Origin of the sequence: Aeromicrobium choanae, assembly GCF_900167475.1 — a bacterium.
GTDB classification, from domain to species: Bacteria; Actinomycetota; Actinomycetes; order Propionibacteriales; family Nocardioidaceae; genus Aeromicrobium; species Aeromicrobium choanae.
Genome location: NZ_LT796768.1, coordinates 2,970,825 through 2,985,730 on the forward strand (window position 1 = coordinate 2,970,825; position 14,906 = coordinate 2,985,730).

The 14,906-nt window shown below is 73.1% G+C and carries 9 protein-coding genes; 3 read left to right on the forward strand and 6 right to left on the reverse strand.

Annotation, left to right across the window (positions count from 1 at the left end; translation table 11 throughout):
• Position 1 precedes the first annotated feature (1 nt).
• The 3 genes from recD to recC are packed head-to-tail and all read right to left on the reverse strand — an operon-like array spanning position 2 to position 8,306.
• Positions 2-1,693 (reverse strand): exodeoxyribonuclease V subunit alpha, encoded by a 1,692-nt coding sequence (gene recD, locus B5D60_RS14370; RefSeq protein ID WP_078700793.1) that lies wholly within the window; start codon positions 1,691-1,693, stop codon positions 2-4.
• Positions 1,690-5,019, reverse strand: a complete 3,330-nt coding sequence (locus tag B5D60_RS14375; protein ID WP_231948858.1) for a UvrD-helicase domain-containing protein — start codon at positions 5,017-5,019, stop codon at positions 1,690-1,692. Before B5D60_RS14375 ends, recD begins: the two co-directional genes overlap by 4 nt.
• The gene (gene recC / locus B5D60_RS14380) at positions 5,016-8,306 is read right to left on the reverse strand and encodes an exodeoxyribonuclease V subunit gamma (RefSeq protein WP_078700794.1); all 3,291 of its coding nucleotides are present in this window, start codon (positions 8,304-8,306) and stop codon (positions 5,016-5,018) included. Before recC ends, B5D60_RS14375 begins: the two co-directional genes overlap by 4 nt.
• Positions 8,307-8,489: 183 nt before the next feature.
• Between recC and B5D60_RS14385 the strand changes: the two genes are divergently transcribed.
• Positions 8,490-9,071, forward strand: a complete 582-nt coding sequence (locus B5D60_RS14385) for a hypothetical protein (RefSeq protein WP_153303046.1) — start codon at positions 8,490-8,492, stop codon at positions 9,069-9,071.
• Between the two features lie 72 nt (positions 9,072-9,143).
• Here B5D60_RS14385 and B5D60_RS14390 read toward each other — a convergent pair whose 3' ends face one another.
• From B5D60_RS14390 to B5D60_RS14400, 3 genes are all read right to left on the reverse strand, one after another.
• Complete coding sequence (locus B5D60_RS14390) at positions 9,144-10,763, reverse strand: solute symporter family protein (RefSeq protein WP_153303047.1); 1,620 nt, start codon at positions 10,761-10,763, stop codon at positions 9,144-9,146.
• Positions 10,760-11,119, reverse strand: a complete 360-nt coding sequence (locus B5D60_RS14395; protein WP_231948873.1) for a DUF485 domain-containing protein — start codon at positions 11,117-11,119, stop codon at positions 10,760-10,762. The genes B5D60_RS14390 and B5D60_RS14395 overlap by 4 nt, the downstream gene beginning before the upstream one ends.
• A gap of 175 nt (positions 11,120-11,294) precedes the next feature.
• Entirely contained in the window at positions 11,295-11,804 is a 510-nt protein-coding gene (locus tag B5D60_RS14400) for a hypothetical protein (RefSeq protein WP_078700796.1), read from the reverse strand.
• A 143-nt stretch (positions 11,805-11,947) separates the two neighbouring features.
• Between B5D60_RS14400 and B5D60_RS14405 the strand changes: the two genes are divergently transcribed.
• Together B5D60_RS14405 and B5D60_RS14410 are read left to right on the forward strand one after the other, a co-directional pair.
• The gene (locus B5D60_RS14405; RefSeq protein ID WP_078700797.1) at positions 11,948-13,618 is read left to right on the forward strand and encodes an AAA family ATPase; all 1,671 of its coding nucleotides are present in this window, start codon (positions 11,948-11,950) and stop codon (positions 13,616-13,618) included.
• Between the two features lie 5 nt (positions 13,619-13,623).
• On the forward strand, positions 13,624-14,904 hold the full coding sequence (locus tag B5D60_RS14410) for a 5-methylcytosine restriction system specificity protein McrC (RefSeq protein ID WP_172806377.1): 1,281 nt from the start codon (positions 13,624-13,626) through the stop codon (positions 14,902-14,904).
• Positions 14,905-14,906: the final 2 nt, after the last annotated feature.

The window sequence follows — 14,906 nt, forward strand, 5'->3', positions numbered from 1 at the left end:
CTCAGCGCACCGCCGCACGGGCGGCGAGTCGCTCCGCGATCCCACTGGATCGGGCGACTCGCCGCCCGATCGCCGTCCGGATGTCCTCGGGCGTGCCGATCACGGTCACCCCGGTGACGGCTCGGGTGATGGCGGTGTAGAGCAGCTCGCGCGTCATGGCGCGCGACTCGGCTCCCGGCAGCAGCACGGTGACGTGGTCGAACTCGCTGCCCTGGCTGCGGTGGATCGTCATTGCGTAGCCGGTCTGCACGTCGGGCAGGCGCGAGGTGGCCAGCTCGCGCACCGGGTCGCCGTCGAGCGCCACCAGGACGTGCTCGTCGCGTGCCACCACCACGCCCGCGTCGCCGTTGAACACCGCGAGCGGGGCGTCGTTGCGGGTGACCAGCACCGGACGGCCGGGGTACCACTCGTCGTAGCCCACGTCGGGCCGCAGCCAGGCGGTGACGTGGTCGTTCCAGGTGGTGGCTCCGTGCGGGCCGTCGCGGTGCGCGCACAGCAGCCGGTGGCGGGCCAGCCGGGCGAGGGCCGTGGCCTCGTCGCCCGACCGTCCCGCGGCGACGAGGTCGCGGGCCAGCGGCAGCAGGGTGGACTCCAGCTCGGCGTGGGCGCGGGCGGGATCGACGAGCCGGATCGACGGCTCACCGGCCGTGAGGAGGTCGACGGCGGTGTCGGCGTCGCCGTCGCGGACCGCGGCGGCCAGCCGGCCGATGCCCGCCCCGAAGCGGTGGCTGCGCGTGAGCCGGACGACGTGCTCAGAGGACCAGCCGGCCACGACGTCGTGCAGCACCGCGCCCGCCTCGACCGAGGCCAGCTGGTCGGCGTCGCCGACCAGGATCAGGCGGGTGTCCGGGCGCAGGGCCTCCAGCAGCCGGGCCACGTGCTCCAGGGACGCCATCGAGGTCTCGTCGACCACGACCACGTCGTGGGGCAGCCGCCGGTTGCGGTCGTGGCGGAACCGCGTGTGGTTGTCGTGGCGCCAGCCGAGGAGGCGGTGCATCGTGGACGAGGGCAGGCCGGTGAGCCACGCGCGTTCGTCGTCGGTGAGGGCGAGGCGCGCGGCCGTGGCGACCACCGCCTCGCGCATGCGCGCGGCCGCCTTGCCGGTGGGTGCCGTGAGCGCCACGCGCAGCGGTCGGCCCAGCGTGGCGAGCGACTGGGCCTGCAGGATCGCCAGCACGCCGGCGACCGTGGTGGTCTTGCCGGTGCCGGGCCCGCCCGTGAGCACGATCGTGGCCACGCGGGCCGCGCGCTCGGCGGCCGCCCGCTGGTCGAGGTGCTCGTCTCCCGGGAAGAGGCGGTCGAGATCGGCGGTGAGCCGCTGCTCGTCGAGCGCCGGGGGCGTCGTGGCGGCCCGGGCCGCGAGGTCGTCGCACAGCGCGACCTCGAGCTCGCGGTAGCGGTCGAGGTAGAGCAGGTCGTGCTCGGCGACGAGCACCCGTCCGAGCCCGCTCGCGCGAACGGCCTCCAGCCACGCCTCGGCATCGGGCCAGGCGAGGCCGGGGACCTCGGGATCCTGGCGCGGGTCGAAGCAGGTGGAGCCGTGGCGGACGGCGCGCAGCGCGAACGCCAGGGCGAGCAACGGCAGGGGAGCGGACTCACCGGTGATCCGTCCGAGTCGTGCGGTCATCAGCGCGTCGCCCGGGGTGAGGACCTCGGCGGCGACGAAGTCGTCGATCGTGGCGTGCGGGGTCATCGGAGGGCCTCCGGCCGGGTGCCGTCGAGCAGGTCGGACAGGGCGATCACCAGCGCGGTGGGCGGCTGCCACGAGAACACCCCGTACGGAACGACCTCGTGCCGTGGGGCGTCAGGCCCGACCATGCCGCGCACGTAGAGATAGAGGACGCCGCCGAGGTGCTCCTGCGGCGCGTACCCACGCACGCGCCACCGCAGGAACCGGTGCAGCACGACGGCGTACAGCAGCGCCTGCAGCGGGTAGGTGCCCGAGTTCATCGCGGTGGCGAGAGCGTCGGGCCGGTAGCCGCCGATCGTGAGCGGCGCGTCGGGTGCGCCGAGCCAGTTGGTCTTGTGGTCGACCACGAGGAAGCGGCCCGACGGCAGCCGCAGCGCGAGGTCGATGGAGCCGGTGAGGTAGCCGCGCAGCGACTGCTCGGCCAGCGCCGGCGAGCGGAGGCGATCGGCGAACGGCCGGATCGGGTCACCAGCGGGAAGGTGCTGCTCGAGCAGGTCGGCCAGGTCGGCGAGCCGGCCCATCGTGGCGCCGGGGTGGTCGCCGCCGCCCATCGGGATCTCGAAGTCGAGCTCCTTGAACTGGCGTTCGGCCAGCACGGTGGCCAGGTCGAGATCGTCGGCGAGCGGGCCCAGCGGCGTCGTGAGGATGGCCTCGAACGCTGCCACGGCGACATCGACGTCGAGTTCGACCGGCCAGAGCGCCAGCTGCTCGCGGACCCGGAGCTCGAGCTCGGCGCGCCGGTCGGGGGCCGTCACGTCGACCTCCTCCAGCACCGCGTGCACGAGGCTGCCGAACGTGGCGCCCTTGGGCAGTTCGGACATCGGCGAGAGCCGCTCGTCGCGTCCGACGTCCGCCACGACGAGGGTCTCGGACTCGTCGGTGGTGCCCTCGGCGTCGGGCTCGCTGCCCACGTGCGGCGTGGACTCCTGCTCCGCGCGGATGAGCCCGGAGTAGGACGTGCGTCGCCACGCGAGGTCGAGGGCGCGGTCGAAGGTGCGCACTCCGAGATCGGCGGTCTCGGCGGGCGGCGGTGGCACGGGACTCGAGCGCTCGGTGACGCGCTCGAGCACGGGGCCACCCCGCTCGCTCCAGCCGCGCAGCACCGACCACGCGGTCGGGTCGTCGGGGGTCGTGACCTCGTCGGGGACCTCCGGGCGGGCCGGGTCGGGCCGGAAGAGCAGGCGGTGCAGGCCGGAGTTGCGGGCGTCGCGCGTGGGCGCCCACCACGCGACGAGCTGCGACTTCGCGCGGGTCATCGCCACGTACGCGAGTCGCAGCACCTCGCCCGCGTCCTCCGCCTGGGCGGCACGCGAGTGGGCGGCGAAGTCGGGGTGACCCGGCCCGCCGACGTCGAGGAACCGGCTGCCGGAGGCGTCGTGGAAGCGCGGGCGCTCGTCGCGGTCGGGCCGCCACCGGTTGAACAGGAACGGCAGGTGGACGATCGGGAACTCGAGGCCCTTGCTGGCGTGGATCGTGAGCACCTGGACGGCCTTCGCGTCGCTGTCGAGGCGCCGGGTGAGCTCGGGCGACTCGCCGGCCTCGGTGCGCCGGCGCCGCAGCCACTGGACGAGTCCGGACAGGCCGAGCCGCTCGCGCAGGGCCACCTCGTGGAGCAGGTGGGCCACGTGGCGCAGGTCGGTCATCCGGCGATAGCCGTCGGGTCGGGCCAGGATGCGCGCGGAGAACACCTCGTCGGTGAGGGACTCCACCACCGCGGCCACGCCGCGGGTGCCCAGCAGGTCGGCGAGGTCGCGCACCCGGGTGGCGATCGCGTCGGTGAGACGGTCGCCGCCCGCGACGAGGCTGGAGGCGTCGTGACCGAGCAGGTCGGTGAGGGCGGCCGCGCGGACGAGGCCGGACCGTTGCGGGGACTCCATCGCCTCGAGGAGCGTGAGCCAGTCGTCGGCGGCCTGGCTGACCAGGACGTTGCTGCCGCCGCCGAGGACGGCGGGGATGCCGTGCCGGGCGAACGTGCGCCGGACGAGGTCGGCCTCGACGCCCGTGGCGACCAGGACCGCGATGTCGCCCGCGGCCACCGACCTGACCTCGGCGCCCGTGTCGTAGGCGGCGCCGGACGCCAGCGCCTCGGCGACGTCCACCGCGAGGTCCTCGACGATCCGCTGGCGCGCGAGGGCGACCGGCAGGTCCTGGGAGTCCTCGAAGTCCTCGCGGTCGAGGACGCGCAGCCGGAAGGCGGCCGGGTGCGGCAGGCCCGAGAGGCGGCTGCCCTCGTGCTGGGCCCGCACGGGCCGGACGGCGATGTCGGGATGCCCGAGCTGGGCCCCGGCGAAGGTGGCGCCGAGGGCGTCGACCAGCGGAGCGTCGCTGCGCCAGTTGATCGGCAGCGTGCGGCGCTCGGTGGCCGTGGCTGCCGCCCGCAGGTACGTCTGGACGTCACCGCCGCGGAAGGCGTAGATCGCCTGCTTCGGGTCGCCGATCAGCACGAGCGTGGCCACACCGCTGAACGCCCGGTCGAGCACGTTCCACTGGACCGGGTCGGTGTCCTGGAACTCGTCGACCAGGACGACGCGCCAGCGGTTCCGCATCAGCGTGCGGGCGGGGGAGTCGGGGTCCTCGAGGACGCTCTCGAGCCGCCGGAGCAGGTCGTCGTAGTCGAGCAGGCCGAGCTCGCGCTTGCGCTGGTCGAGCCGGCGGCGCACGGCCCCGGCGAACCGCACCCGGACCCCGGCCGGCGAGTCGGGGTCGGCGTCGGCGGGCACGAGCGCCGCGTGCGGGTCGGCCACGACCGCATGGGCCAGCGTCCGGGCCTGGCCGTGCGAGAGTGCGGGGCCGTCCTCGTTCGCGTACTTGGCCACGTAGAGGTCGTCGACGATCTGGTCGACCAGCTCGGTGAGGTCGTCGGTCAGCTCGGCCGAGCCGTCGGAGTCGCCGGCGGTGCCGAGGCTGCGCAGCACCGTCTGGCAGAACTGGTGGGTGGTGGCGATCGTGGCGCCGTCGAAGTCGGCCAGCGCCGCGCGCAGCCGGGCCCGCCGGGCGACGAGCTCGGGCTCGGGCACGTCGACGAGGAGACGCAGGAGCGGGTCGTCGCCCGCGCGATGGGCGGCCGGGTCGCTGAGGGCGGCCTCGGCCGTGACCAGCTGGTCGCGCACGCGCTCGCGCATCTCGCGGCTGGCGGCACGACCGAAGGTGATCACCAGCAGCTCGGGCAGCGTGACGACGTCCTCGGCGACGTACCGCGCGACGAGCGCGCCGATGGTCCAGGTCTTGCCGGTGCCGGCGCTGGCCTCGAGCAGGGTGGTGCCCTGCGGCAGCGGGTCGGTGATGTCGAACGCGCTCAGCTCGGGCGCCGTCAGGGGCAGGTCACTCACAGCTGAGCCTCCTGCTGGTGGTCGAGAGCGCCGTCCCACAGCCGGGCGGCCAGGGCGGTGAACCCGCCGGCGACGAGCGTCTCGAACGGTGCCTTGGGTCCCCAGACGCGGACGATCTCCTCGGCGTCGCGGTCGGCGGGCGGGCCGAACGCCTTGGCCTCCCGCTGCCACTCGCGGGCGGCGATGCGAGCCGCGGCCTGGGGCCCGCGCGTCCGCTGCTGGAACGCGAACAGGCGGGCGAGCTCGACGGGCAGCGGCAGGGGACGCTGCAGGCCGTCGTCGCGCAGGTCGACGAGATCGGCGAGCAGGCCCAGGGCCTCGTCGCGGCTGGCGGGGGAGCGGGTGACGAACTGGGCGGTGCCGCGGCCCACCTTGCCGGCGAGGTGGGCGACCCAGGGGACCTCGGGCCGCTGGAGGCTCAGTGCCAGCAGCCGGACCCAGTCGCGCAGCCGGTGCCGGCCGTGGACGGTGGAGTAGGAGACGGTGACGAGTCGGTCCTCGTGAACACCCTCGACCGTGCCGGTGAGGCGTCTCCCGTCGGGCAGGGCGATGTCGACGTCGACGGACTCGGCGTCGCCCGCGCGCAGCGCCGTGGTGCCGCCGACGAGCGTGGCGACCCGCGTGCCGACGTCGTTGCCGACGGCCTCGCCGAGGCGGCCCGGCGGCATCATCCCGGCTCGCCAGACCGCCGACCACGCGTCGGCCGGTGCCACGCCGCGCACCGCGTCGTCGAGGAGGCGCTGCCCGATCCGCCAGCGCTCGAGCCCGTCGAGCGTGATGGGCAGGTCCTCGTCGAGGAGCTGCTCCTCACCACGCAGGAGGACGTCGAGCCGCTGGCGCCAGAATCCGCGCACCGGGTTCTGCACGAACGCGATGAGGTCGGCCAGCGCCAGGTCCTCGCGTGGCGCGGCCGGCAGCGGTTCGGGCAGGAAGGGGGCGGGCTCGGTCCGGGGCCGCAGGCTCGCGCGCGCCCCGGCCAGTGCCGCGGGATCGAAGCTGAAGGGCCGGGGATCGCCGGTGACCGCACCCGGTCGCAGGTTGCGCGGGTCGAACGGCTGCAGCGGGTGATGCGTGACGACGTCGGTCTCGCCGGCCGTGCGGCGGACCTGGTCGAGCAGCTCGCCCAGCGGGACGGCCGGCGGGCGCGCCTGGCCCCGGTGCTCGTCGGCGCCCGTGTAGGTCACCACGAGTGTCTCGGTGGCGGACATCACGGCGTCGAGCAGGAGCTGGCGGTCCTCGGCGCGCGCGTCGCGCTCGCCGGTGAGCGGCCGGCGGGCGAGTGCGTCGTCGCCGTCGACGTGGGTGGCGCGGGGGAAGGTGCCGTCGTCGAGGCCGACGAGGCACACCACGCGGTGCGGCACCGAGCGCATCGGCACCATCGTGCAGACGGTGAGGCTGCCCGTGCGGAAGTTGGCCCGCGAGGGGCGTCCCGCCCAGCGCTCGCGCACCATCGTGAGAACCTCCCCGGGCCGCAGCACGGTGGTGTCGTCGTCGAGGCGCTCGAGCTCGCGGTCGACCTGCTGGCGCTGCCAGGCGTCGCGCAGCGGGACCTCGGCGAGGTCGGTGAGCATCGCGTCGATCCGCTCGGACCACTGCGCCATCGTGGCGCTGCCGGCGAACGCGTCGACCGCGCGCTCCAGGCCGTCGAGGAACGTGACCAGCCGGCCGGCCAGGTCGACGTCGCCACTGGGCACGTCGTCGAGCGGCAGCACCTCGGCGACGAGGCGGGCCGGGTCCTCGGTGGCGGCCACGCCGGCGACGAGGCGGTCGAGGCCCGTGCGCCACGTGTTCTGCTCGACCCGCAGGCCGAACCGCTGGCGGTGGGGCCCGTCGAAGCCCCAGCGGACCCCGCTGGACTCGATCCACCCGGCGATGCGCTCGATCGCGTCGTCGTCGAGGTCGAAGCGGTGCCGGATGGGCTCGGCACCGAGCAGGTCGAGCACCTCGGCGTTGGTGGCGCGCCCGCGCCGGGCCAGCTCGAGCACGGCCGCCGTGAGGCCGAGGAGGGGATTGGTGCGCGACGCGGCACGGTCGGCGAGCATGACGCGCAGCCGGTGGCCCGGGTGGTGGGGCGTGTCGCCGAGAATCTCGGCCTGCCCGAACGCCGCGTGGAACAGCGGTGCGTAGGACTCGATGTCGGGGACCATGACGAGGACGTCTCGCGGCTCGAGCGTGGGGTCGTCCTGCAGCAGCCCCACGATCACGTCGCGGAGCACGTCGACCTGACGGGCGCGACCGTGACAGGCGTGCACCTGGACGCTGCGGTCGTCGGCCTCGGGGGCGGGTCCGGCCGAGCCCGGGCGATCCGCCGCGACGTCGGCCTGGAGGCGGCCCAGCAGCGTGCCGGGTCGCTCCACGCCCAGCGGGGGGTGCACCGTGGCCCGCGGCGCCACCGCCGCGAGGGATCTCTGGAGCTCGCGGACGTCGCGGCCGAGGGCGGCCAGCAGCGGGTTCCGCAGCAGCTGGGCGGTGTCGTCGGCCTCACGCGTGACGATGTCCGCGGTGTCGGTGAGGCGGTCCCACGCGCCGGGGGAGGGATGCGGCAGCCACAGGTGCACGTCGCGGTGCTCGGCCAGCGCCGCCAGCACCTGCAGCTCGCCGAGGGGAAGGCGGTTGTGGCCGAAGAGGTTCACGCGGGAGGGCAGGCCGACGGCGTCGGGCGAGCCGGCCAGCGCGGCGATCGTGGCGGCGATGCGCTCGTCGGGGGATGGAGCGACGACCTGCGCTCGCACGCGGCGCCAGACCTCGGCCTGCCAGCGGACGTCGGCCGGCAGGGGCGCACCGGTGCCGTCCTCGTCGCGCCCGGCCGACCAGGCCTCGGTCATCGCGGGGCGCTGGCGGGCGTAGGCGTGCAGGCGCGCGGCGAGCGATCGGGCGACGCCCAGCCGGCGGTCGATGCGCAGCTCGCGCTCGAGCCCGGCCCGGCCCTGCCCGAGGTGGCGCGCGACCGCCGCGAGCCACGGCTCGTCGAGGCCGGCCTCGATCACCTCGAGCACCGGCCACACCAGCGCGTCGGGCCGCCACGGGTCCTGGTCGTCCTCGCCCACGAGCTCGGCGACGATCGAGTGCGGCCGCGCGAACCGGACGCCCGCGGTGACTCCGTCGCCGCCACCGGGCGACGCGCCCAGCCGGTGGCTCAGTCGCTGGGACAGCCACCGCTCGGTGCCGAGTGCCGCGACCACGACCAGCTCGGTGGCGAACGGATCGTCCGTCGGCTCGGCCAGCAGCGTCGCCAGGCCGTCGGCCAGCACGTCGGTGCGCTCGGCGCGATGCAGGTGGAAGGTCATGTCGGGCTCAGTCTGCCGTGTCGGTCCGACACCGGGCGGACCATGCGGGGTTTCCTGTCGCCATGCGGGGGAAGTTTCCCCCGCATCGTGAGGGATTCCCCGGTGAACAGGGGAAACTTCGACCGTTCGCACCAAAGATCGTGAAACCGCGTCATGGGGTGACGTGAGCGGCGTCTCATGGACATGAGCAGAAGGACGGTGCGCAGCGTGGACCCGCTGTCGCGCCCCAGGTTGACGGTCGTCCGCGGCGATGCCGCCGAGGTGCCGGAGCAGTCCACGGACCGGGCGGACGCCACCGACGTCCTCGCCTCGATCCTCATCGACGCGTTCGGGGACCGGGTGCTGTTCCTGTTCCACCGGCGCATCCCCGGCCAGACCGGCGACCTGCCGGTCATCGCCGTCACCTCGACCGGCGTGCACCTGATCGAGCCGCGGTGCTACCCGGGCAAGAAGGTCCGAGCGTGTCGCGACGGGAGCACGTTCGAGATCGACGGGGTGCGCCACACGCGCCTGGCCGAGCAGATGGCCGAGCACGCGGAGGCGCTCCAGGCCGCCGTCTCGACGGGTCCCCTGCCCGACGCCCCCGTGTACACGAACTACTGCTTCGTCGAGGGCGAGCTGCCGATGCGGCCGCTCGAGGTCGACGGCGTGCGGGTGCTGTCGGTCCGCTCCACGCTGCGCCGGCTCCGGTCGGGCGGCCCCCTGGACGAGCGCGAGGTCGAGGCGCTGCACCGCGACCTGGCGCGCAGGCTGGTGCGTTCCTGACGCACGAAACGACGATGGGGCGGCCTCTCGGGTCCGCCCCATCGTCGTTTCCGGGTGTTGCACCTCAGGCGATCAGTGGTCGAGCGCCTTGCCCTCCGCGCCCGCACCGGTGAGGGCACGGACCTCCATCTCGGCGGCCTTGTACTCCAGGTGCTCCTTGCTGGTGAGCGTGCCCAGGATGCCCAGCAGGAACGAGGCCGGGATCGAGACCAGGCCCGGGTTCGCCAGCGGGAACCACGACCAGTCGTTGTCGGGGAACATCGCGGTCTCCGAGCCCGACACCGCGGGGCTGAAGATGATCAGCCCTACGGTGATGATCAGGCCGCCGTAGATGCTCCACAGGCAGCCGCGGGTGTTGAACCGCTTCCAGAACAGCGAGTAGAGGATCGTCGGCAGGTTGGCCGAGGCCGCCACCGCGAACGCCAGCGCCACCAGGAAGGCGATGTTCTGGCCGTTGGCCGCGATGCCGCCGAAGATCGCCACGATGCCGATCACGATGGCCGCGATGCGGGCCACCTTCACCTCCTGGCCGTCCGGCGCGTCGCCGCGGTGGATCACGTTCGCGTAGATGTCGTGCGCGAACGAGGCCGATGCGGTGATGGTGAGGCCTGCGACGACCGCGAGGATCGTCGCGAACGCCACCGCCGACACGATGCCCAGCAGCAGGGTGCCGCCCAGCTCGTAGGCCAGCAACGGTGCCGCCGAGTTGGCCGCGCCGGGTGCCGCCGCGATCCGCTCGGGGCCGACCAGCGCCGCGGCGCCGTAGCCCAGGGTCAGGGTGAACAGGTAGAACAGGCCGATCAGCCAGATCGCCCAGACCACGGACTTGCGGGCCTCCTTGGCCGTCGGCACCGTGTAGAAGCGCATCAGGATGTGGGGCAGGCCCGCGGTGCCGAGCACCAGGGCGACGGACAGCGAGATGAAGTCGATCTTCGTCACGCCGTCGAGGCCGTACTTCTTGCCCGGCTCCAGCGAGGCGCCGGCGGCAGCGCCGTCACCGAGGAGGTCGGAGAAGTTGAAGCCGTACTGGGCCAGGACCCACACGGTCATCAGCAGTGCGGCGCCGATCAGCAGGATCGCCTTGATGATCTGGACGTAGGTGGTGCCCTTCATGCCGCCCACGAGGACGTAGACGATCATCAGCGCGCCGACTCCGGCGATGACGAGGGCCTGGCCGAAGGAGTCGTTGATGTTCAGCAGCAGCGCCACGAGGCCGCCGGCGCCGGCCATCTGGGCCAACAGGTAGAAGAAGGAGACGACCAGCGTCGAGACCGCGGCGGCGGTGCGGACGGGCCGCTCCTGCATGCGGAAGCTCAGCACGTCGGCCATCGTGAACCGGCCGGTGTTGCGCAGCAGCTCGGCCACCAGCAGCAGCGCGATCACCCAGGCGACCAGGAAGCCGATGCTGTACAGGAATCCGTCGTAGCCGGTGAGGGCGATGGCGCCGGCGATGCCCAGGAACGAGGCCGCCGAGAGATAGTCGCCCGAGATGGCGAAGCCGTTCTGACGCCCGGTGAAGGACGCGCCGGCGGTGTACATCTGCGAGGTGCTCTTGTTGGTGCGGCTGGCCCGGATGACGAACACCAGCGTCAGCACGACGAACGCCGCGAAGATGGCGATGTTCAGGGCGGTGTTGCCGACCTGCTCCGACTCGGTCGCCTGCGCGAGGGAGGTCAGGGAGGTGGTGATCATGCGAGGCCCTCGGCTTCCATCTCGGCACGGATCTTCGACGAGCGCGGGTCCAGCTCGCGGTCGGCGTAGCGGACGTACGCCATCGTCACGGCGAACGTGGCGACGAACTGCAGCAGGCCGAAGATGAGACCGACGTTGATGTTCCCGAACACCTTCTGGCTCATGAAGTCCACGGCGTAGGTCGAGGCGAAGACGTAGATGAAGTAGAAGACGAGGGCGGCAGCGGTCGCGGGAAGCACCCAGTTGCGGTGCTTGCGCTTCAGCTCTTGGAACTCAGGTGACGCGAGGACGGCGATGTACGCCGCCTCCCGGTCGGTCGGCCCGGAGGCCGAGTCGGATTCGGTCGGATTGCTCACAGCAACACCTCCACGGTGATGGGACATCGTGACCGACGTCACAGTGATCGCGGTCACATCCGACGCTAGGGGTGGCGTGGGTGGGCGGCGATCAGGGCGCGGCGCGCATGCGACGAGCGTCCGGATCCTGCGACGAACGGTCGTCGCTCATGCGTCGAGCGGGGCTCGGCGGCGATCAGTCGGCGTCGACGGGACCCGCGAGCTGCGCCTCGAGACGGGGGAGGGCCTCCGGACCGAGACGGGCCACGTGGTGGCCGGCGTGCAGGAGGAAGCGCGCCTGGTGCCGCAGGGTGGAGGGCATCGGGGGCAGCTCGCGCTCGGCTTCTCCCAGGGCGCCGGCGACGTGGGCGCCCATGCGATCGGGTCCGAGCGACTGATCGCGGGCGTCCACCAGTCCCAGCCCGGCTCCGGTCTGGGCGGCACTGCGCAGCAGGTCGACGGTGTGCGGCAGGTCCTCGGGGGAGGCGTCCAGCGCCAGCAGCGGCAGCAGGCGAGCCGTCAGCAGGTCCGCGACCTCGTGGGCCTCGGGAGTGAAGGCCGCGTCGAGTCCCAGCCGGTGCGTCGTCGCGGCGCCGAACCCGTTCCGGGCGGCGGGGTCGGCGGCCGGCCAGGTGCTTCCGTCGAGGGTGGGGACGGCGAGCGCGACGTAGCGCTCGCGGTGCCGACCGCGTGTGAACCAGCCCACACTCGCATCGTACGCAGGACACCCCGACGTGACCCATGGAAGAAATGTGACGAGAGTTGCGTCATGAGGCGCGTGAAGCGGCGTCTCACGGTCACACGGCGGGAGCTGAGCCGTGAGCGGCGGACGAAGGGAGGGCGGGACGCATGAAGGTGGAGCGCATCTGGTGGCGCGAGATCGGCGCCGAGGACTACTTCACGATGGAGAAGTCCTCGCGAGGCCTCCGCGGCAGGACGACTCTGGAGATCCGCCAGATCCCGGACCTCATGGAGTTCGTCGGCCTGGACCGCAACATCTCGCCGGAGGCGTGGCAGGACGTGCGCATCGTCCCGCGCGTCGTGGGCGATCCCGACGTGTCGGCCCCCCTCGTCTTCAAAGCCCACCGCAGGCACGGCGTGTACGAGCTCCACGCCCAGAACCGCAACGACGAGCGCCACGAGCGCCACCCCGCCTGGCTGCCCCTCCACGGCTGGCCGGACCTGCGCATCCCCACCTCGGTCGAGGATGCCAAGGCGGTCCTGGCCGAGCTCGGCGGGCTGCACGTGTACGTCGCGCGCACCCAGTCGGGCCAGTACTTCGCCGGGCACACCACCGGAGCCTCCCTGCCGGCCGGCTGGCCGGCCTCCTGCCAGCCCCTGTTCACCGGCTCGGAGTCGGGCGTCATCACCGTCGGCAGCGGATCGGTGCAGACGCTGACCCCGCTCGCGCGCAAGATCCTCGACGCCTTCCGCGACCGCAAGAGCGTGCTCGTCTACGGCCCGCCCGCCACCGGCAAGACCCACGCCGTGGCCCAGGTCCGCCAGATCCTCGACGACGCGTGGACCGGCGGCGAGGCCGTCGAGATCGACCCGCACCGCATCGACCAGCCGTTCACGTCGGGGTTCGAGGCCTCGCCGATCGCGCCCCCCGTCATCACCGACTGGGTCACCTTCCACCAGGACTACGGCTACGAGGACTTCGTCGTCGGCCTGCGCCCCACCGGCGAGGGCATCCGCCTCGCCCCGTTCGCGGGCCGCCTGCTCGACCTCGCGATCCGCCTCGACCGCCAGGGCCGCGGCTCGGCGCTGCTGGTGATCGACGAGATCAACCGCGGCAACGTCCCGAAGATCCTCGGCGACTTCATGACCTTCATGGACACGTCCTACCGGCGCGGTCGCGACGGCGACTCCCGCTCGGCGATCCCGGTGAACCTGCCGAAGGTGCAGCGCAGCCCCACCGGCGACCCCGTGACCGAGCCGATCTGGATGATCTCGGGCGACTCCTACATGCTGCCCCAGCCGTGGACGTTCCCGTACGACGTGAACATCCTCGCCACGATGAACTCGGTGGACCGCGCGGTCGCCCCGCTGGACTCGGCGATCGGCCGGCGCTTCGAGCGCATCGACGCCTACGCCGACCTCGACTTCCTGGCCCAGCACCTGGGGGTCAGCATCGAGATCGCCACCGCCCCCGACATCGATGCCGGGCACTGGACGCCCCAGGCGGCGGCCGTGGCGCTGCTGGGCTACCTGAACGACGAGATCACCGAGCGCCTCGGGCAGGACTACGAGCTCGGCCACCTCTACTTGTGGAACATCGCGACGTGGGAGGACCTCCAGCGCGTGTGGGACCACGACATCTGGCCGCAGATCCGGGACCGCTTCGGCGCGCGCCCGGACCAGCTGGCCGACCTGTTGCGCGTGAACTCGCGCAATGCTCCGCCGAACTACCCCTTCCGTACGCGGACGCTGACGGGCCGTGCCCTGGCCGTCGACTCCTTGATGGGCCAGTCCCACGAGGACACCGCGATCGCTCTCGACTTCCTGGTGCGTGGATGATGATGATGACCGGACAGACCCTGCTCGAGGGCGGACCCGCCCAGCCGTTCACGGGCACCGCCGCCGACCTCGACGAGCTGCGGCTCCGATCGACCGAGCTGGCCACGCGCCTCAACCTGACCGAGGAGCCGTTCGTCATCGACGACGCGGCCGGCACGATCCAGGTCCGTGGCGTGGCGGGCTTCGTCGCCCTCGGCGACTCGACGATCGAGATCATGCCCCACGTCCTGCGTCACGACCCGGGCTGGCGCGTCTCGATGCTGACGATGCTGACCACGGTCCACCACCTCGAGTGGGTGCCCCGAGTCGATCGCGGTTCGCGCCACGCGGGCCTGTCCGACCTCCTCGGCATGATCGTGGCCGGCGCCATGGGCCGCGCGTCCTCCGAGGGAGTGCCACGCACCTACGTCGAGCGCACCGCCGTCACGCCCTCGATCCGCGGTCAGGTCGACGCGGGCCGGATGTGGCGCCGGGTCGTCGATCCCTACAGCGTCGACTGCCGCTTCTCCGAGTTCGTGTCCGACGGCCCGGTCACCTCCTCCCTCAAGTGGGCGTGCGGTGAGCTGGCCGGTGCCGTGCAGCAGCCGTGGCTCGAGTCCGAGCTGCGGGCGTACGCCGACCTCTTCCCCGAGGCCTCGCGCGACCTGCCCCCGCCGTCGGTCATGGACGGGCTCCAGCTGACGCCGCAGTTCGGCTTCCTCAGCGACGCGCTCGACGTTGCGCGCGTGCTCTCGATGGGTCCGCAGAACGGCACCAGTGGCCGTGCCGACGGTCCCACCCGCGCCTTCCTCTGGAGCACCGAGAAGCTGTTCGGCGACTTCGTCCAGGAGGTCGCCGAGCGGGCCGCCAAGGGGGCCGGCTTCACCGCGTACCGCGGCTCGCGGGGCCGGCGGCTCAACGACGTGAACGCCGCGGAGGGTGCGGTGGACACGGTGGTCGAGTCCGACTCCGAGCTCGTGGCCGTCTCCGTGTGTGCGCAGGAGTACACCGAGGACCTCGCCGACCTGCTGTCCATCGGCCTCATCGCGGCCGGTCGGGAGCTCGGCGCCTCCGACATCGCCATCGTCTTCCCCGCCAGCATGGGCCTGCGCCCCGGTACCCAGCTGCGCGTGCGCGAGCCCGGAGGCCCGTCGATGCTGCACCTGCTCACCGTCGACCCCTCGGGGCTGGGGGAGCACGGCGGCATGGCGCGCGTCCTGAACGAGTTCGAGCTCGACCTGTCGATGGTGCTCACCATCGCGCAGCGCCGTCCCGTCGGATCGCGCCGCCTCGGCGGCACCGCCTGATC

Excerpts from the sequence above, each read along its gene's own strand:
- recC (WP_078700794.1), bottom strand. The coding sequence starts at position 8,306 with ATGACCTTCCACCTGCATCGCGCCGAGCGCACCGACGTGCTGGCCGAC.
- B5D60_RS14385 (WP_153303046.1), top strand. The coding sequence starts at position 8,490 with ATGAGCAGAAGGACGGTGCGCAGCGTGGACCCGCTGTCGCGCCCCAGG.
- recD (WP_078700793.1), bottom strand. The coding sequence starts at position 1,693 with ATGACCCCGCACGCCACGATCGACGACTTCGTCGCCGCCGAGGTCCTC.
- B5D60_RS14410 (WP_172806377.1), top strand. The coding sequence starts at position 13,624 with ATGACCGGACAGACCCTGCTCGAGGGCGGACCCGCCCAGCCGTTCACG.
- B5D60_RS14405 (WP_078700797.1), top strand. The coding sequence starts at position 11,948 with ATGAAGGTGGAGCGCATCTGGTGGCGCGAGATCGGCGCCGAGGACTAC.
- B5D60_RS14390 (WP_153303047.1), bottom strand. The coding sequence starts at position 10,763 with ATGATCACCACCTCCCTGACCTCCCTCGCGCAGGCGACCGAGTCGGAG.